Genomic DNA, 17,978 nt, shown 5'->3' with positions numbered 1-17,978 from the left:
AATGGGCGTATGTGGAAAAGCCATTGGCACAAGGTACTCACTGCGACGCCGATGAGCACGGCGGCAGGGCAGAATTGGACATATGTATCTGTTGCTCGCCGCCCACCCCGACGGCGCAGCCATACAGCAACTCACGGCGGAGGGCCTCCCCCACCCGGACTATCCCGAACCCCGGATCGTCGGCACGGCACTGGACGAAGCGTTATTACCGGCCGCCCACACAACCCCGCCCAACAACGGGACCGGACTGGCCGCCGTCGTCCGCGAACTCGAGAAGCGGCGCCCGCGCTGGATCTGGCACCGCACCCAGGACTGGTACCCGTCCCTGCTGGCGGCCGGCGTCGACGTGGAACGCTGCTACGACCTTTCCTTGTGCGGCGCCATCCTGGTCCATTCCGAGTTCACTGCCCACACCGCGTATGCCCGAAACGCCGAGAAGCTCACGCAGGACGACGATCTGCAGCCGGCGAGGCTGCTCCAGCCGCCCCCTCCGCCTGCGGACCAGGGCGCGCTCTTCGACGACCCGGGCGCTGCCACCGAACCGCGGCAGACCCTGGCCGAACTGCGCGCCGAATACGCCGCCCAGCAGGAGGCCCTGAAAGCCGCTGGAACAGCGACCGCGGGACCAGCCGGAGCGGGACCAGCCGGAGCACCCGCGGCAGGTGACAACCGGCGGCAGCGGCTCCAGCTCCTCCTCGCCGCCGAATCGGCCAGCGCCCTGGTCGCGGCCGAGATGCAGCATGCCGGCGTTCCGTGGCGCGAGGAACTGCACGAACACATCCTGGCCGAGCACCTGGGACCGCGTCCGCCGGTGGGGCACCGCCCCGCCAAGCTCGAGGCCCTCAACACCGAACTCAGGGGCCTGCTGAACGCCCCGGCACTGAATCCGGACTCGCCGCAGGAACTGATGCGCGCCCTGCACCGCAACGGCATCGAGGTGAAGTCCACCCGGCAATGGGAGCTGAAGGGGTCCAGCCATCCGGCCATCGCGCCCCTGCTGGCCTACAAGAAACTGTCGCGGCTGCACACCGCCAACGGCTGGGCGTGGCTGGACGCCTGGGTGCGCGACGGGCGGTTCCGGCCCGAATACGTGGTGGGCGGAGTGGTCTCTGGCCGCTGGGCGTCACGCGGCGGCGGGGCGCTGCAGATCCCCCGCCAGGTCCGCGGCGCCGTGCATGCAGACCCGGGGCACAAGCTCATTGTCGCCGACGCGTCCCAGCTGGAACCGCGTGTCCTCGCCGCCCTGGCGCAGGATTCGACCATGGCCGAGGCCGCCCGGGACCAGGATCTCTATGCGGGGATCGCGGCCAAGGGGTTCGGCGGCGACAGGAGCAAGGCGAAAATGGCCCTGCTCGGAGCCATGTACGGTGCCACGTCCGGCGAAGCTGGCCGCCTGATGCCGCAGCTGGCCAGGACCTACCCGCGAGCCGTGGGCTTCGTCGAGCGCGCCGCCCGGGACGGCGAAGCCGGCAGGACTGTCACGTCGCGCCTGGGACGCAGCAGCCCGCCACCCTCGGAACGCTGGTTCCTCAGCCAGCGGTCCACGTCCGCGGAGGAGCAGCGCCGCGCGGACGCCATCGCCCGCTCCCGCGGACGTTTCACGCGGAACTTCGTCGTGCAGGGTTCCGCTGCGGACTGGGCCGCCTGCTGGCTGGCGGAATTACGACGGCGGCTGCGCACCATGCGGGCCGACGGTTCAGCCGCCGGGGAACTCGTGTTCTTCCTGCATGACGAGGTCATGGTCCACGCCCCTGACAGTGCCGTGGACGCCTGCATCCGCGCCATCGAGGAAGCCGCCAACGCCGCCAAGGAGCTGCTCTTCGGGCGAATTCCGGTCGAGTTTCCGGTGAGCGTCGCCGTCGTCGATTCCTACGACAACGCGAAGTAGCCGCCGTCCCTCAAAGCCGGCCGGACCGAAACGGGGCGCACTGGGGCAGGACAATAGCCGCTGCCGGGTGGAAACAAAAGTCACACGGAATACACGGTTGTACCGAGTAATGTACCGGCGAGTAGTTGGATTCGTGTGGCGTGGGCCACTAAGGTCGTTGGTGGCCGGGCAGTGGCAATAAGTTGGCCTGGCACGTGCGACGAAGCATCAGCAGGGGGTTTCCACGCCAATGGCGGGCAAGTTTGAAGTTCACCAGGATAGCGATCAGTCCTACAAATTCCGTCTCATGGATGGGGACGGAAATATCGTGGCAGAGTCGCCGCGGTTCAAGAGCGTTTCGGGAGTAGTGGCCGGCATCAACGCACTGCGCGAAAACGCCGCCACCGGCCTGGTGGTGGATCTGCGGAAGTCACAGCACTAAAAAGCCGGCAGACAGCCTAGAGCTCCAGCGGGTGAAGCCTGGTCCGGTCCCACGGAACGGCCCAGGCCAGCTGGTCGAACAGCTCGTTCAGGATCATGCCTGTAAAACCCCAGACCACCAGGCTGTTTACGGTGAATGCCGGGCTTTGAAACGTCTGGTCCAGGCGGGTCACGGCCGCCATGGTGCGGTTCTCGGGGTCCAGCAGGTCCCGGACCGGCACCCGGAAGACCTGGGCGGACTCGCCGTAGTCCACCACCCGGACCGGCGACGGTGAAGCCCACCAGGCCAGGACAGGGGTCACCAGGAAGTTGCCGCGCGGCAGGGCCAGTTCCGGCAGGGCACCCAGCACCTCGACGCCGGACGGGTCCAGGCCGGTTTCCTCCTCGGCTTCCCGGAGCGCAGCCTCCACCGGGCTCTCACCCGCGTGGATGCCGCCGCCTGGAAAGGCCACCTGTCCGGGATGGTCATCGAGGGTGTGGGCGCGTTCCAGGAGCAGGACGTCCAGGTCGGCAGCCACGAGCGGTTTGTCGGATTCGGCGGGCACATCGTCCAGGGCTCCGAAGAGGATCAGGACGGCAGCCTTGCGCGCGACGGACTCATCCACGGTGAGCTTGCGCCAGTATGGATTCCGGGCAGGACCGGTTCCCGCCCGGATTGAATCGACGAGGTCCACCAGGTCCTGGCGGGCTGTCATTGCGGCCTCCGCTGCGATTCCATCCGGATCTCGGCGGCGCGGTGCGTTTCGGCCAGCAGCCTGGACAGGAGCTCCTCGTTTCCGGGCGCCAGTTCGTACTTCAGCAGCTTCGCGGCCTTGGCGGGATTCGTCTCGCCGGCACCGAAGCTGGGGCACCAGTTGGCCACGGCGCAGGCCCCGCAGGCAGGCTTGCGTGAATGGCACACCCGCCGGCCGTGAAACACCACCCGATGGGACAGCATGGTCCAGTCCCGGGGTTCAAACAGCTCCGCCACATCGGACTCGATCCGGACGGGGTCGTCGGACTCCGTCCAGCCGAAGCGCCGCGCCAGGCGGCCGAAGTGGGTGTCCACCGTGATACCGGGGATGCCGAACGCATTTCCCAGCACCACGTTTGCGGTTTTTCGTCCGACGCCGGGAAGCGTCACCAGGTCTTCCAGCCGCCCGGGCACCACGCCGTCGAACTCGTCCACCACGCGGTTTGCCAGTGCGAGGAGGTTCCGCGTCTTGGCGCGGAAGAACCCCGTTGGCTTGATGATGGCTTCAAGCTCCTCTGTGTCCGCTTCCGCCATGGCGTGGGCGTCCGGGTAGCGGGAGAAGAGCAGCGGCGTGATCAGGTTGACCGTCACGTCGGTGGTCTGCGCGGAGAGCACCGTCGCCACGAGGAGTTCGAAGGGGTTCCGGAAGTCGAGCTCGGCGTGGGCGTACGGGTACTGCTCGGCCAGGGCGCGGTTGATTCTGCGCGCCCGGCGCTTCAGGGCCAGGGGCGACTCGCCGGAACGGGCCGGCGGGCTGGCCGCCGGCCCGTTTTCGGCGGGGGTTTCTGTAGGGACGGCGCCGCCGTCGAGGGTCTCTGCGGAAACCCCGGCGTGGATGGCCTCTCCGGCGATCTCCGTGGAAATCTCCGTGGAAATCCCGTCCCCGGAAACACCCGCCGGAGCGGGGGTCACCGGGACTCCCGGCGTGCCGCGCCGGCGCGAAGCTGACTCGGCCACGGCGGCCGGCTAGCCGCGCTCGATGTTGCTGAGGTCGCGCAGGACGCCCACCCGGCCGTCCGTGTGCTGGACCAGGAACTCGTCCCCGCGGTCCTCGAGGGCCAGGACCCAGCCACCGGGCTCGATGCCGAACAGCGGTGCCCCCGTGCGCTCGTCGACGGCGGTGCGGTGCTGCGCCACGGCGAACCAGAAGGCCTCGTGGACCTGCTCCTGCTCGGATTCCTCCGGCCGGCTCGCGGGGTCGACGGTGGCACCGATCGGTTCCTGCGACCGCGCCTGCTCCGGCAGGTCCACCCTCGGATGGACGGCTGTGGCAGGCGTGGCCGAGGCCGCGCGCGCCGCCTCAGCTTCACGGGCAGCCGCGTCGGACTGGCCCTCCGCGACGGGCGCTTCCGCCGCTGGCGCCTCCGTCCCCGCCGATGCTGGCGCCGGGGCTTCGGTTGCCGGGGCTTTGACGCCGGCCGTTCCTGTACCGGCCGGGGTTGCGGCGGTGGCGGCGCTGGCTGCTCGCGGGCTGGCCGCGGGGGCGACGGTGGCTGCGTCCGGCTGGGTCTGCTCCGCTTCGGTTACCGGCGGCAGGGATGTATGCGCCTGGGTGGTGGAGTCTGCGGCTTGCGCGGAAGGCTCTGCGGCTGCCGCAGGCACGACGGCGGCCTGTCCCGTTTCCGGGGAGGCTGCGGCGCTGCTGGCCGCGTTTGCGGCGGGCCAAATGCCGGTCGCCGGTGCTGCACCGGCGGCACCGGCAATGGGAGCTGTAGCGCCGGGAATTACGGCGCCGGAGGCCCCGGTTTGGGCTGCTTCGCGCCCCGCCTGGCCGACCGCCGTCGCACCGTGGGAAACATGACCAGGGGACACAGTGCCGCGGGCTTCAGAACCAGCAGGGGCCGCGCCGGAGGAAGAATTGCCCGGCTTGGCCGCGGCAGGCTTCGGCTCCTTGGGTGCTTTGGGCTTGCGGAGCGGAACGGCCGAGTCACGCGCCATGACGTGGGCCGGCACCTCGGCGCGGTCCAGGAAGTCGCCGGCGAAGAACGGGATGTAACGCGCCAGCACCGTGGCGGCCAGCAGCACGAGCGAACCGATCAGCGCCACGAGCAGGCTGGGCGTGTAGGCGCCGGCGACGGACAGGAAGAAGAAGCCGACCGCAAACGAGGCCACCACGGAACCGAACTGGTCCACGGAGAGGGATCCGATGCGGACCCTCGTGTCGGGGGCGAGCCGGCGGGCGGCGAACAGTGCGGCAACGATAAGCGGCAGCACCACGCCTAGTCCCAGGAAGAAGAGGCTTCCAAGGTTCCATAGGTTGTAGCGCACGGCGAACATCGGGATCAGCGATGCAATGAAGAGAACCAGGGTGGCCGCGAACACGGTCAGGTCACGGACGGTGAAAGGTCCAGCAACGGCCTCATTCCGCACACCCTGCTGCTTCATGAAGGTCGGCGCAGCAGCGTGCGTCTCCGACCGCCCGGACGGTCCCGCCCCCTGCGGTGCCTGGCCGGCGCCCTGCTGGGCCGTGCCCTGCTGGCCCGGCTGGCCCTGGCTTTGCTGATTCATTCTGTTCTCCTTAGCGTGGCGGCGCCCGGACTGGCGTCCGCAGCGTGATTCCGCCCTACGGCCGGAGCCCGACCACAAGCGGTCTGGCTGCCTCCGGCCACTGTCACGAGTCCATCTCAGCCTAGCCAAGTGGCGGGTGCTTCACTAGCTGACTGGCCGTGGTGCGGCGCGCTCACAGAAGCCACGCAGCTCCCCCAAAGAACCGTTCACCGCTAAATGGGCACCGTTCACGGCCCGCCATGTGACGCGGCCCACGCGCCGATGCCGGAGGCGCTAGTCTGGTTTCGGAACAGCTCTTTGCGGTTTGTCCGCGACGGGCCGTTGCCCGACGCCGTGCCACGGCCGGGCAACGGCACGGACCGGCGCACCGCGCAGCAAAGATCGATGAATGATGAGGTTCACCATGTCCCAGGACACCCCCGGCTCGACGGCCACCGCTGCCACCCCCAGCCAGCAGGGCGATGCTCTTGAAAACCTGCTGCATGAGAACCGCAAGTTTGCCCCTTCCGAGGATTTCGCCGCCAACGCTGTGGTGGGCGCCGAGGTCTACGCCGAGGCCGCAGCCGACCGCCCGGCGTTCTGGGCGAAGCAGGCCCGCGAGCTACTGACCTGGAGCAAGGACTTCACCGAGGCCCTTGACTGGTCCAACCCGCCGTTCGCCAAGTGGTTCGTGGGCGGCAAGGTCAACGCCGCGTACAACGCCCTGGACCGGCACGTGGAAAACGGCCTCGGTGACCGCGTGGCCATATATTTCGAGGGCGAACCGGGCGATTCCCGCGCCTACACCTACGCGGAACTGACCGAGGAGGTGAAGAAGGCCGCCAACGCGTTCGAGTCCCTCGGCGTGGCCAAGGGCGACCGCGTCGCCGTGTACCTGCCGATGATCCCCGAGGCCGTGATCACCCTGCTGGCCTGCGCCCGGATCGGCGCCGTGCACTCGGTGGTATTCGGCGGCTTCTCCGCCGACGCGCTCCGCTCCCGGATCGAGGACGCCGAAGCCAAGCTCGTTGTCACCGCGGACGGCACCTACCGGCGCGGCAAGCCCAGCGCCCTGAAGTCCGCGGTCGATGCCGCCCTCGAACAGGACGGCCACACCGTGCAGAACGTCGTGGTGGTCAAGCGCAACGGCCAGGACGTGGACTGGCACGAGGGCCGGGACCACTGGTGGGCGGATACCGTCGGGACGGCGTCAGCCCAGCACACCGCCGTCGGGCATGACTCCGAACACCCTCTCTTCATCCTCTACACCTCCGGCACCACCGGAAAGCCCAAGGGCATCCTGCACACCACCGGCGGCTACCTCACCCAGACCGCCTACACCCACAAGGCCGTCTTCGACCTGCACCCCGAAACGGACGTGTACTGGTGCACGGCCGACGTCGGATGGGTCACCGGACACTCGTACGTCGCCTACGCCCCGCTCATCAACGGCGCCACCCAGGTCATGTACGAAGGCACCCCGGACTCCCCACACCAGGGCCGCTGGTGGGAGATCGTGGAAAAGTACAAGGTCTCCATCCTCTACACCGCCCCCACCGCGATCCGCACCTTCATGAAGTGGGGCCGGGACATCCCGGACAAGTACGACCTCTCCTCCATCCGGGTCCTGGGCTCCGTGGGCGAACCCATCAACCCCGAAGCCTGGATGTGGTACCGCGACGTCATCGGCGGCAACAAAGCACCCATCGTGGACACCTGGTGGCAGACCGAAACCGGCGCCCAGATGATCGCCCCGCTGCCCGGCGTGACCGCCACCAAGCCCGGCTCCGCCCAGGTGCCGCTGCCCGGCATCGCCGTTGACGTCGTGGACGAGAACGGCAACTCCGTCCCGGACGGGCACGGCGGGTTCCTGGTGATCCGCGAACCCTGGCCGGCCATGCTCCGCGGCATCTGGGGCGACCCGGAACGGTTCAAGGACACCTACTGGTCCCGCTTCGAAACCATGTACTTCGCCGGCGACGGCGCCAAGAAGGACGAAGACGGCGACATCTGGCTCCTGGGCCGGGTCGATGACGTCATGAACGTCTCCGGCCACCGGCTCTCCACCACCGAAATCGAATCCGCCCTCGTCTCACACCCCGCAGTGGCGGAGGCCGCCGTCGTCGGGGCTACCGACGAAACCACCGGCCAGGCCGTCGTCGCGTTCGTCATTCTCCGCGGCGACGCCGTGGACTCCGGGGACGAGATCGTCCAGGACCTCCGCAACCATGTCGGCAAGGAAATCGGCCCGATCGCCAAACCCAAGACCATCCTCGTGGTCCCCGAACTGCCCAAGACCCGCTCGGGCAAGATCATGCGCCGCCTTCTCAAGGACGTCGCCGAAGGCCGCGACGTCGGAGACGCCACCACCCTCGCCGACAACACCGTTATGCAGCAGATCGCCGCATCACTGAAGAAGTAGGCGGCTCACCCCCAAAGCAGGGCCCGCCCGGAACCCGGGTGGGCCCTGCTGTGTCGGCCCTGGGGAGGTACCGCCGTCGGAAGCCCCGCGTGTTGTTTTGCGATCTTTCCTGTTCCCTTTTGCGAGGTTATAGTCAGTGATATGTGACAGATGTCACAAGACTCCATTCCCCGGGAGAGATCATGGCACCACATCCGGAAGCGTCCACCAGCGCCGGGCCAGCCCGGCGGACATTCCTCAAAACAATGGGCGTCAGCGCTGCCGGCCTGGCCGGTGTGCCGCTGTTGGCGGCGTGCACCGGAGGCAGCGGACCGTCCGCAGGTGGCTCGGAATCCTCCGGCCTGACCTTCGGCTCCGGCTCCTCCGATGAAGTTCCCAAGAAGGCGTACCAGGCAGTCACCGACGCGTTCACCCGGAAGACGGGCAAGACGGTCCGCACCAACGTGGTGCCGCACAACGACTTCCAGAACAAAATCAACTCCTACCTGCAGGGCTCACCGGACGACGCCTTCACCTGGTTCGCCGGCTACAGGATGCAGTTCTATGCGGGCAAGGGGCTCCTGGCCCCGGTCGATGACGTCTGGGCCAAGATCGGCGGCAACTTCTCCGACGCCCTGAAGAAGGCCTCCACCGGTCCGGACGGGAAGATGTACTTCGTCCCCAACTACAACTATCCGTGGGGCTTTTTCTACCGGAAGAGCGTATGGGCCGACAAGGGCTACGAGGTGCCGGAAACCTTCGATGCCCTCAAGACCCTGGCGGCCAAGATGAAGGCCGACGGCATCATCCCGATCGGGTTCGCGGACAAGGACGGCTGGCCCGCCATGGGCACGTTCGACTACATCAACATGCGCCTCAACGGTTACCAGTTTCACGTGGACCTGTGTGCCCACAAGGAGTCCTGGGACCAGAAAAAGGTGACCGACGTCTTCGACACCTGGTCGGCCCTGCTGCCCTTCCAGGATCCTGCGGCGCTCGGCCAGACCTGGCAGGACGCGGCGCGGGCGCTGGCGGCCAAGAAGACAGGCATGTATCTGCTCGGCTCGTTCGTCACCCAGCAGTTCACCGATCCCGCCGTGCTGAAGGACATCGATTTCTTCGCCTTCCCCGAGATCGCGGCCGAGGGGCGCGATGCGGTGGAGGCACCCATCGACGGACTGCTGCTGTCCACCAAGGGCGGCGGGAACGCGGCCGCGCACCAGTTCATGGAATTCATCGGCACCCCCGAGGGACAGGACATCTACGCCTCGGTGGACGCCTCCAACATCGCCACGGCCAAGGGTGCGGACACCTCCAAGTTCACGCCGCTGAACAAGAAATGTGCGGACACCATCGCGCAGGCGAAGTCCATCAGCCAGTTCTTTGACCGCGATGCCCTGCCCGCCATGGCCAACAACGTCATGATCCCGGCCCTGCAGACCTTCCTCAAGAACGGCAAGATGGACGTCAAGAACCTTGAGGCGCAGGCCAAGTCACTGTACGCGGCCCAATAGCGGCCGGGCACCTCCCATGAGCACAACAGCACGAGACCTCGTCCCGCCGGAGTCCCGGGAACCCTCCGGGGCCCCGGCGAAGCGGGTCCGCAGCGGAAAGGTCCGCCGGCTCTCCACCCGGGACAAGGCCGTCCTGTCCCTCATGGTGGGCATTCCCACCCTCATCCAGCTGGTGTTCGTGTGGCTGCCCACGGTCATGTCCATCGGGCTCAGCTTTACGCGCTGGAACGGACTGGCCCTCACTGACATCCGGCCGGCGGGCGGGGACAACTACCAGTACATCTCGCAGGATTACCCGCCGTTCTGGCCGGCCATCCAGCACAACCTGCTGTGGCTTGCCTTCCTGGCCCTGGTGGCCACCCCGCTGGGCCTGCTGCTGGCGGTGCTTCTCGACCAGCAGATCCGCGGCAGCAGGATCTACCAGAGTATTTTCTTCACGCCCGTCATGTTGTCGCTGGCACTGATCGGCATCATCTGGCAGCTGTTCTACCAGCGGGACAACGGCCTGCTGAACTTCCTGCTCGGAACATCAGGGACACCGCAGGCCGTCGACTGGTTCGGCGACTCCTCGGTGAACATATGGGCGGCCATGATCGCCGCCACGTGGCGGCACGCCGGCTACGTCATGCTGCTGTACCTGGCCGGCCTCAAGGGCGTGGACCCCAGCCTGAAGGAGGCCGCCGCGATCGACGGGGCCAACGCGGCGCAGACCTTCTTCCGCGTGGTGTTCCCGGCCATGCGGCCCATCAACATCGTCATCGTCGTCATCACCATCATCGAGTCGCTGCGGGCGTTCGACGTCGTGTATGTCATCAACCGCGGCACCAACGGCCTGGAGCTCCTCAGCGCCCTGGTGATCCAGAACCTCGTGGGCGAAGGCCAGGTGATCGGCGTCGGCTCCGCCCTTGCAGTGGTCCTGCTGGTCATCTCCCTCGTGCCCATCGTGTTCTACCTCAGCCGCACCTTCGGACGGGAGAACAGGGCATGAGCGCCGCCGTCTCCCCCGGCATGGCCACGACCGGGCAATCCGGACGCTCCGGCAGCAGACCGAAGCGGCATTACGGCACGCATATTTTCCTGACTGCCATGGCGGTTATGTGGCTGATCCCCCTGCTCTGGGCGGTGTTCACCGCGCTGCGGCCGATCGCATCGACCAACGAGCACGGCTACTTCAGCGTGGCCGGCGACTTCAACTTCGACAACTTCATCCAGGCCTGGACGCAGGGCGGCTTCGCCAAATACCTCTGGAACTCGGTGATCATCTGCGTTCCGGCGGTCCTGCTGGTGCTCTTCTTCGCGTCCATGATGGCGTTCGCCGTCAGCCGGGTGAACTGGAAGTTCAACATCACGCTGCTGATCATGTTCACGGCGGGAAACCTGCTGCCGCCCCAGGTGCTGGCGGCGCCGCTGTTTGAGATGGCCAAGCACTTCCAGGTGCCCTACTCCTTCAGCGATTCGGGCAACATGCTGAACACGTACATCATCGTGATCGCGGTGAACATGGCGTTCCAGATGGGGTTCTGCACCTTCGTGCTGTCCAACTACATGAAGGCGCTCTCCGCGGACCTGACCGAGGCCGCGCTGGTGGACGGTGCCGGCATCTGGCGCCAGTACCGGGAAATCATCATGCCGCTGTGCCGGCCGGCCTTCGCGGCGCTGGCAACGCTGGAGGTCATCTTCATCTACAACGACTTCTTCTGGCCCCTGCTGTTCATCCAGAGCGGCGACCGGCTGCCCGTCACCACCGCGATCAACAACCTTCAGGGCGAGTTCCTGAACAACTACAACCTGCTGGCGGCCGGCGCGGTCATCACCGTCATCCCCACCCTCATTGTCTACCTGCTCCTGCAGCGGCAGTTTGTTGCGGGCCTGACTCTTGGTTCCAGCAAGGGCTAGGCGATGATGGGCAGTACGAGGTTTCATCCAGCGAAAGGATCCCGATGCTTCCCGCGGCCCGCCACCAGTCCATAGTGGACGCCGTCCGGCGCGAGCGCGTGGTCCGCGTGTCGGACCTCGCGCAGCAGCTGGGCGTCTCCCTGATGACGGTCCGCCGCGACATCGAGATGCTGGAGGAAAGCGGCCAGGTGGAGCGGATCCACGGCGGCGCCAAGCTGCCCGGGGATGCCAGCACGCATGAGCCCGGGTTCGAGCTGAAGTCGACCCAGCTCACCGCGCAGAAACGCGCCATCGCGCTGGAGGCCGCCTCCCTGGTCCACGAGGGCATGGCGGTGGCCCTCAGCGCGGGCACCACCACCTGGGCGCTGGCCAAGGAACTCGCCAACGGCCCCCGGATCACCGCGGTGACCAACTCGGTGAAGATCGCCGATCTCTTCCACCATGCCTCCGCGTCGGGCTCCGGACGCCACGTCTCAACGGTGATTCTCATCGGCGGCGAGCGCACGCCGTCGGACGCCCTGGTGGGGCCGATCGCGACGGCGGCGCTCAGCCAGCTGCACCTGGACCTGCTGTTCCTCGGCGTGCACGGCATGGATGCTGACGCCGGCTACACGACGCCGAACCTGCTGGAGGCCGAAACCAACCGCGCGTTCATCGCGGCTTCGCGGAAGGTGGTGGTCCTGGCGGACCACACCAAGTGGGGCACCCAGGGCATCAGCACCATCGCCAAACTGGAGGAAGCCGACGAGGTGATCTGCGATTCCGGGTTGTCCCCCGACGCCCAGCGGATCCTCCGCGACCGGGTGGGCCGGCTTCGGCTCGTTTAGCTTTTGGCGCCCCTACGGGCAGCCACAGGACTGCCTGACCAGGAGCTTCGTCGGGAAGACGCGGTGCCGGGCCGGCTCGCCGCGGTCCGCACCGACGAGCGCCCGGACGGCGGCCTCCGCCATGTCCCGCACAGGCTGCTCCACGGTGGTCAGCATCGGCCAGGCGTACTCGGCGTCCTCCGACCCGTCGAAGGAGACCAGCGCAATGTCCTCAGGGACGGACAGGCCGGCCTCGTGGAACGCGCGGAGGATGCCGATGGCCTGCATGTCGGAGCTGGCGAAGACGGCGGTGGGCCGGTGTCCCGACGCCAGGAACCGCTTCCCTGCGGCGTAGCCGCCAACCCGGGTGAAGGCGCTGCGGGCAATGGGGCCTTCCGGCAGGCCGGCGTCCCTGAGCGCCTGCACCCAGCCCTCCTCGCGGGCATCCGCTTCGTTGCCCGTTGTGGTGCCCATGGCCAGGCCGATATTGGTGTGGCCATGGCCGATCAAATGCTCGACGGCGGTGCGCGCCCCCTTGGCCAGGTCCACACCCACCGTAGTGACCCCCGCCGAACTCCCGCTGTGGCTCAGGAGCACTGAGGGGATCTCGGCGGTCTCCAGATCGGCCAGGTCCGGCTCGAACAGGACGCTGGCCAGTACCACCCCGTCCACCTGCCGGGCGGCCAGGTTCCGGATGTTCCGGCGCTCTTTGGCCAGGTCGCCGTCCGAGTTGGTCAGCACCAGGGCGTATCCGAGCGCCCCTGCCGCGTCCTCCACGGCGTGGGCCAGCATCGAGAAGAACGGGTTGCTGTTGTCCGGAATGACCAAACCGATCGTTTCGCTGGACCCCAGTTTCAGGGCCCGCGCAGCCGCGTTGGGGCGGTAGCCCAGCTGCCGGATGGCCTCCTGGACCTTCGCCTGGGTGGCGGGCGCCACCTTCTTGGGCCCGCCATTCACCACGTAGCTGACGACGGCGGTGCTCACCCCGGCGTACCGGGCAACGTCCTTGCGGGTCACCTGGGTCCGCGGGGCGGGCACTGCCGGAATGGTCATAGTGTCCATGCTAGCTACAGCACGGCCTAGAGCGCGGCCGGAGCATCGCCGAAGTCGCGGATGGGAAGGCGTTCGCCGTTGCGCCGGGCGGATTCGTGGGCCACGATGCCAGGCAGGGTGTAGCGCGCGGCCGTCCATGCATTGACCGGCGGCAGCGAGCCCGTATTCACGGCCGTGACGAAGTCGTCCACAAGGAACTGGTGGCTGCCTTCATGGCCGTTGGGGGCGCCGCGGAACTCATCGGGCAGCCTACCGCTGTCATGCACCGGCGCCAGTCCGGACACGAAGGCGTCCCGGAGTTCCGGCGCCACATTGGCGAGCGACGGATCGTCCAGCGGCACGCTGGGCCGGGACTCCATCTGCTCCGAGATGTCGTGGACGTTGGTCTTGTCCTGCCACACCGTCACCTTGGCCAGCTGCTCGAAGCTGGCTTCGGTACCGAAGAACCGGAAGCGGGACTCCCGGATGTGCGAGGGGTAGCCCACCCGGCGCATCTCGTTGGTCCGCATGGCACCGCCGTCGTTCAGCTCAAAAAGGGCCGTGGCGTTGGAGAAGTCGTTCCCGAACATGCTGATGTCCTTGTCGAACACCCCGTCCTGGCGGTCATCTTTCACACCGACGCAGCTGACGCTGACGGCGTGCGCCGGCAGGGCGCCGAGGACGCCGCCGATCGCGTGGGTCGGGTACAGCATGGGCGGGTAGCTGGCGGTTTCCTTCCAGCGCTCCCCGCCGCTGTACTGGTAGGCGTCGTAGAAGCCCAGGTCCATGTCGTGGACATAGTCGCCTTCCGCGTAGAACACCCGCCCGAACCGGCCGGCTGCGTGCTGCTCGCGCGCATAGACCGTGGCCGGGTTGTAATAGCTGGTTTCACCCATCATGTAGACGTTGCGGGTCTCGCGGACGGCGTCGATGATCTTTGCAATCTCGTCCTCGGTGACGGCCATGGGAACGGCCGAGTAGACGTGCTTTCCGGCCCGGAGCGCCCGTTCCACCAGCGGTCCGTGTGTCCACCGCTGCGTGAAGATGGCGACGGCGTCGATGTCGGACGCCAGCAGCTCATCGAAGGTGCCGATGGAGCCCGCAAGGTCGTACTGGGCAACCGCCCCGGCCGCACGGCCGGCCCGCTCGTCCACGACGAAGACCTCACTGACCCCGGGGTGGAGGTTGAAGAGATGGGCAAACTGGCCACCGAACTGCCCTACGCCGACTACTCCGATTGAAAACGCCATTGTTCCTGCCTTTCAGGATCCCGGGCGGCACCGATTTTCCGGCACCCGCACATGTCTGCGCCACAGTCTCGCATCGAAATCTACTCGAGTCAACGATTGCAGCGCTGGAAAGAAACGGGCAACCAGCGGCAAGGAAATATTGCTTGCGCCACTTTATCTACTCGTGTAGATTCAGGGACGATTGTTAGTTCCATCACACACCCAGGAAGGGTCGATGATGACCACCCTTACCCAGCAGCAACAGGAGACGGCGGCGCGGGCCGGCCGTCCCAAGACAGCGAAACCCGCCCGGAAGAGCTTCATCCGCCGCCTCGGCGACCTGAGGGTGGCGATGCTCTTCATCTTCCCGGCGATGATCGGCTTTGTTCTCTTTTATCTGGTCCCCACCATCAGGGGTTTCTACCTGAGCTTCACCGAGTACAGCATCCTGGGCGACCCCGCCTGGATCGGCATCAAGAACTACACCGCCATGCTGGGCGACGAACTGTTCTGGAACGCCATGTGGGTCACCGTCCAGTACGTGGCGCTGAACATCGGCTTCCAGACCGTCATCGCCCTGGGCCTGGCCCTGCTGATGCATCGCGTCGCGAAGTCCACCTTCATCCGCGGTGCACTGCTGCTGCCCTTCCTGGTGGCCAACGTCATCGTCGCGCTGCTGTGGTTCTGGATGCTCGACTACCAGATCGGCATCGTCAACGAAATCATCAGCTGGATGGGCCTGCCGCGCATCGCTTTCTTTGGAAGCGAGCAGTGGGCCATTCCCACCGTCGCCGCCGTCAACGTCTGGCGGCACATGGGTTACACGGCCCTGCTGATCTTCGCCGGGCTCCAGTCGATCCCGAACCACGTCTACGAGGTTGCTTCACTGGACGGCTCCTCCCCCACGCGGACGTTCTGGAGCATCACCATGCCGCTCCTTCGCCCCGTCCTGGTACTGGTCCTGGTGGTAACCGTGATCGGGTCCTTCCAGGTGTTCGACACCGTGGCAGTGACCACCGCAGGCGGCCCCATCAACGCGTCCCGCGTCATCCAGATGTACATCTACCAGAAGGCCTTCAGCGAATCGGACTTCGGCTACGCATCGGCGCTGTCCGTCATTCTCTTCCTCATTCTCGCCCTGGTGGCCTTCGTGCAAATGAAGTTCCTCAAGGGCAACGAATCGGATCTGGACTAAGGAACCCCAGCCATGAGCACCTCGATACTTTCCCGCAAGAAGCCCGCCAGCAACATCGCCGTTAGGAAGAAGCCGGTCAACTGGCGGCGCGTCGGTGCCTGGGCGCTGGTGACCCTTGCAGTGGCCGTCACGGTGGCACCCTTCCTGTGGATGCTTCGCACCGCGCTGTCCAGCAACGCCTCGTTGGCCTCCAACGCCAGCAACCTGCTGCCCGCAGACTTCAGCCTCGGCGCCTTCAAGCGGGTCCTCGGAATGCAGAGCCCGGAAGAGGCCATCGCCGAAGGCGGATCGGGAGCCGCGATCAACTTCTGGCTCTACCTTCGGAACTCCGTCATCTTCGCCACCGTCACCACTGCAGGGCAGGTCTTCTTCAGTGCGATGGCAGCATACGCTTTCTCCCGCCTCCGCTGGCCCGGCCGGAATGCGGTGTTCGGCCTGTTCCTGGCAACCATGATGGTCCCGCCGATCTTCACCGCGCTGCCCAACTTCCTGATGATCAAGAACCTGGGCCTGCTCAACACCTTCGCCGGCATGACGCTGCCCTTCCTGTTCATGACACCGTTCGCCATCTTCTTCCTGCGCCAGTTCTTCCTTGGCATGTCCAGGGAAGTGGAGGAAGCCGCCATGCTCGACGGCGCCAAGCACCTGAGGATCTTTTTCCAGATCGTCCTGCCCAACGCCGCAGCACCCCTGGCAACGCTGGCCCTGCTGACCTTCATCGGCCAGTGGAACGAATACTTCTGGCCGCTGCTCGTAGGCCAGGACGAAAGCGTCCGTGTACTCACCGTGGGCCTGGGCGTCTTCAAGTCCCAGTCCCCGCAGGGCGCCCCCGACTGGACCGGGTTGATGGCCGCCACCCTCGTGGCCGCGCTCCCCGTGCTCCTGCTGTTCATCGCCTTCGGCAAGAAGGTAGTCAACTCCATCGGCTTCTCCGGAATCAAGTAACCCCCTCCCGTTCGGCCCCCTGCACTGCCACCGGCATGCATCCCCAAGAAAGGTCCATCATGAAGAAAACCATCGGCGTCGCAGCTGCCGCCGCGGCAATCGCCCTCTCGCTCTCCGCCTGCGGCGGGGGCAGTCCCGCCTCCAGCGAAGCCAAGGGCGAGATCAACTACTGGCTCTGGGACGCCAACCAGCTCCCGGCCTACCAGCAGTGCGCCAACGATTTCACCAAGGCCAACCCGGACATCAAGGTCAAGATCACCCAGCGCGGCTGGGACGACTACTGGACCACGCTGACCAACGGCTTCGTCGCCGGCACGGCCCCTGACGTCTTCACCGACCACCTGTCGAAGTACCCCGAGTACGCCGCCAAAAAGCAGCTGCTCCCCCTCGACGACGCCGTTGCCAAGGATAGCGTCAAGCTGGACAGCTTTACCAACGGCCTGCCCGAACTCTGGGTCGGCCAGGACGGCAAGCGTTACGGCCTGCCAAAGGACTGGGACACCGTGGGCCTGTTCTACAACAAGGCCATGACGGACGCTGCCGGCATCAGCGCCGAACAGATGGCCAACCTTGACTGGAACCCGACAGACGGCGGCAGCTACGAGAAGGCCATTGCCCACCTGACGGTGGACAAGAACGGCAAGCGCGGCGACGAAGCCGGCTTCGACAAGAACAACGTCGCCGTCTACGGGCTCGGGCTGGCGGGCAGCGGCTCCGGCCAGGGCCAGACGGAATGGAGCTTCCTGAGCGCCACCACGGGCTGGACCCACACGGACAAGAACCCCTGGGGCACCAAGTTCAACTATGACGACCCCAAATTCCAGGAAACCATCGCCTGGTGGGCCGGCCTGATCGAGAAGGGCTACATGCCTAAGCTGGAAACCACTGTGGGCGCCAGCCTCGCGGACAACTTCGGCGCCGGCAAGGCGGCGATCAACACCACTGGTGACTGGCTGATCGGCCAGTACAAGAGCTACAAGGGCGTGGAAACGGCGTTCGCCCCCACCCCCAAGGGTCCCAACGGCAAGCGTGCCAGCATGTTCAACGGCCTGGCGGACTCTGTCTGGGCGGGCACCAAGAACCCTGCAGCGTCCGTCAAGTGGGTTGAATACCTCGGTTCCGCCGCCTGCCAGGACGTCGTCGCATCCAAGGCCGTGGTCTTCCCGGCCATCACCAGTTCCTCCGAAAAAGCGGCCAAGGCTTTCAAGGCCAAGGGCACCGATGTTTCCGCTTTCACCACCCACGTCAAGGACGGCACCACGTTCCTGTTCCCCATCGCGGACAAAGCCGCGAAGGTGGACGGCATCATGAAGCCTGCAATGGACGCCGTGCTCTCCGGCAAGAAGCCCGCCAGCTCCTTGACCGAAGCCAACAACCAGGTGAACGACCTCTTCAAGTAGGGGCGCAACTGGGCGAGAATCAAAGTCCAGGC

15 protein-coding genes are annotated in these 17,978 nt (G+C 66.5%); 10 read left to right on the top strand and 5 right to left on the bottom strand.

Translation table 11 applies throughout. The features are described 5' to 3' along the window. Positions 1-82: 82 nt before the first annotated feature. Both ABIE00_RS02985 and ABIE00_RS02980 read left to right on the top strand, forming a co-directional pair. Positions 83-1,888: a bifunctional 3'-5' exonuclease/DNA polymerase gene (locus ABIE00_RS02985; protein ID WP_354256515.1), complete on the top strand. Its 1,806-nt coding sequence runs from the start codon at positions 83-85 to the stop codon at positions 1,886-1,888. Between the two features lie 229 nt (positions 1,889-2,117). Then, positions 2,118-2,309 (top strand): YegP family protein, encoded by a 192-nt coding sequence (locus ABIE00_RS02980; protein WP_043417572.1) that lies wholly within the window; start codon positions 2,118-2,120, stop codon positions 2,307-2,309. A gap of 16 nt (positions 2,310-2,325) precedes the next feature. Here the strand turns inward: ABIE00_RS02980 and ABIE00_RS02975 are convergent, their stop codons facing one another. From ABIE00_RS02975 to ABIE00_RS02965, 3 genes are all read right to left on the bottom strand, one after another. Next, a complete protein-coding gene (locus ABIE00_RS02975; protein ID WP_354256512.1) occupies positions 2,326-3,003 on the bottom strand; it encodes an NUDIX hydrolase in 678 nt (225 codons plus the stop codon). Then, complete coding sequence (nth, locus tag ABIE00_RS02970) at positions 3,000-3,767, bottom strand: endonuclease III (RefSeq protein ID WP_354263253.1); 768 nt, start codon at positions 3,765-3,767, stop codon at positions 3,000-3,002. Before nth ends, ABIE00_RS02975 begins: the two co-directional genes overlap by 4 nt. A 240-nt stretch (positions 3,768-4,007) precedes the next feature. Next, the gene (locus tag ABIE00_RS02965) at positions 4,008-5,549 is read right to left on the bottom strand and encodes a hypothetical protein (protein WP_354256509.1); all 1,542 of its coding nucleotides are present in this window, start codon (positions 5,547-5,549) and stop codon (positions 4,008-4,010) included. Positions 5,550-5,952: 403 nt separating this feature from the next. Between ABIE00_RS02965 and acs the strand changes: the two genes are divergently transcribed. The 5 genes from acs to ABIE00_RS02940 all read left to right on the top strand — a co-directional run bounded on the left by acs (position 5,953) and on the right by ABIE00_RS02940 (position 12,166). After that, positions 5,953-7,950: an acetate--CoA ligase gene (gene acs / locus ABIE00_RS02960; RefSeq protein WP_354263252.1), complete on the top strand. Its 1,998-nt coding sequence runs from the start codon at positions 5,953-5,955 to the stop codon at positions 7,948-7,950. Between the two features lie 182 nt (positions 7,951-8,132). Further along, positions 8,133-9,443, top strand: coding sequence for an ABC transporter substrate-binding protein (locus ABIE00_RS02955; protein WP_354256506.1), 1,311 nt, complete (start codon positions 8,133-8,135; stop codon positions 9,441-9,443). 16 nt (positions 9,444-9,459) lie between these two features. After that, the gene (locus tag ABIE00_RS02950; protein ID WP_354256503.1) at positions 9,460-10,431 is read left to right on the top strand and encodes a carbohydrate ABC transporter permease; all 972 of its coding nucleotides are present in this window, start codon (positions 9,460-9,462) and stop codon (positions 10,429-10,431) included. Beyond that, complete coding sequence (locus ABIE00_RS02945; RefSeq protein WP_354256500.1) at positions 10,428-11,339, top strand: carbohydrate ABC transporter permease; 912 nt, start codon at positions 10,428-10,430, stop codon at positions 11,337-11,339. The genes ABIE00_RS02950 and ABIE00_RS02945 overlap by 4 nt, the downstream gene beginning before the upstream one ends. Before the next feature lie 44 nt (positions 11,340-11,383). After that, positions 11,384-12,166: a DeoR/GlpR family DNA-binding transcription regulator gene (locus ABIE00_RS02940; protein ID WP_354256497.1), complete on the top strand. Its 783-nt coding sequence runs from the start codon at positions 11,384-11,386 to the stop codon at positions 12,164-12,166. A 12-nt stretch (positions 12,167-12,178) separates the two neighbouring features. On the opposite strand, the gene ABIE00_RS02935 is transcribed toward ABIE00_RS02940, so the two are convergent. Continuing rightward, on the bottom strand, positions 12,179-13,198 hold the full coding sequence (locus ABIE00_RS02935; RefSeq protein WP_502914190.1) for a LacI family DNA-binding transcriptional regulator: 1,020 nt from the start codon (positions 13,196-13,198) through the stop codon (positions 12,179-12,181). A 26-nt stretch (positions 13,199-13,224) separates the two neighbouring features. Beyond that, a complete protein-coding gene (locus ABIE00_RS02930) occupies positions 13,225-14,427 on the bottom strand; it encodes a Gfo/Idh/MocA family protein (protein ID WP_354256491.1) in 1,203 nt (400 codons plus the stop codon). Positions 14,428-14,644: 217 nt separating this feature from the next. On the opposite strand from ABIE00_RS02930, the gene ABIE00_RS02925 reads away from it, so the two are divergent. The 3 genes from ABIE00_RS02925 to ABIE00_RS02915 are packed head-to-tail and all read left to right on the top strand — an operon-like array spanning position 14,645 to position 17,946. Next, positions 14,645-15,601, top strand: coding sequence for a carbohydrate ABC transporter permease (locus tag ABIE00_RS02925; RefSeq protein ID WP_502914267.1), 957 nt, complete (start codon positions 14,645-14,647; stop codon positions 15,599-15,601). 12 nt (positions 15,602-15,613) lie between these two features. Continuing rightward, positions 15,614-16,546 (top strand): carbohydrate ABC transporter permease, encoded by a 933-nt coding sequence (locus ABIE00_RS02920; RefSeq protein WP_354256488.1) that lies wholly within the window; start codon positions 15,614-15,616, stop codon positions 16,544-16,546. 59 nt (positions 16,547-16,605) lie between these two features. Further along, on the top strand, positions 16,606-17,946 hold the full coding sequence (locus ABIE00_RS02915; RefSeq protein WP_354256486.1) for an ABC transporter substrate-binding protein: 1,341 nt from the start codon (positions 16,606-16,608) through the stop codon (positions 17,944-17,946). Positions 17,947-17,978 lie beyond the last annotated feature (32 nt).

The organism is Arthrobacter sp. OAP107, from assembly GCF_040546765.1.
Lineage (GTDB): Bacteria > Actinomycetota > Actinomycetes > Actinomycetales > Micrococcaceae > Arthrobacter.
This window is presented reverse-complemented; position numbering and strand designations above follow the sequence as displayed.

Coding starts and splice junctions, on each gene's coding strand:
- ABIE00_RS02945 (WP_354256500.1), top strand. CDS start 10,428: ATGAGCGCCGCCGTCTCCCCCGGCATGGCCACGACCGGGCAATCCGGA.
- ABIE00_RS02965 (WP_354256509.1), bottom strand. CDS start 5,549: ATGAATCAGCAAAGCCAGGGCCAGCCGGGCCAGCAGGGCACGGCCCAG.
- ABIE00_RS02950 (WP_354256503.1), top strand. CDS start 9,460: ATGAGCACAACAGCACGAGACCTCGTCCCGCCGGAGTCCCGGGAACCC.
- acs (WP_354263252.1), top strand. CDS start 5,953: ATGTCCCAGGACACCCCCGGCTCGACGGCCACCGCTGCCACCCCCAGC.
- ABIE00_RS02975 (WP_354256512.1), bottom strand. CDS start 3,003: ATGACAGCCCGCCAGGACCTGGTGGACCTCGTCGATTCAATCCGGGCG.
- ABIE00_RS02955 (WP_354256506.1), top strand. CDS start 8,133: ATGGCACCACATCCGGAAGCGTCCACCAGCGCCGGGCCAGCCCGGCGG.
- ABIE00_RS02930 (WP_354256491.1), bottom strand. CDS start 14,427: ATGGCGTTTTCAATCGGAGTAGTCGGCGTAGGGCAGTTCGGTGGCCAG.
- ABIE00_RS02985 (WP_354256515.1), top strand. CDS start 83: ATGTATCTGTTGCTCGCCGCCCACCCCGACGGCGCAGCCATACAGCAA.
- ABIE00_RS02940 (WP_354256497.1), top strand. CDS start 11,384: ATGCTTCCCGCGGCCCGCCACCAGTCCATAGTGGACGCCGTCCGGCGC.
- ABIE00_RS02915 (WP_354256486.1), top strand. CDS start 16,606: ATGAAGAAAACCATCGGCGTCGCAGCTGCCGCCGCGGCAATCGCCCTC.
- ABIE00_RS02935 (WP_502914190.1), bottom strand. CDS start 13,198: ATGACCATTCCGGCAGTGCCCGCCCCGCGGACCCAGGTGACCCGCAAG.
- ABIE00_RS02920 (WP_354256488.1), top strand. CDS start 15,614: ATGAGCACCTCGATACTTTCCCGCAAGAAGCCCGCCAGCAACATCGCC.
- ABIE00_RS02925 (WP_502914267.1), top strand. CDS start 14,645: ATGACCACCCTTACCCAGCAGCAACAGGAGACGGCGGCGCGGGCCGGC.
- ABIE00_RS02980 (WP_043417572.1), top strand. CDS start 2,118: ATGGCGGGCAAGTTTGAAGTTCACCAGGATAGCGATCAGTCCTACAAA.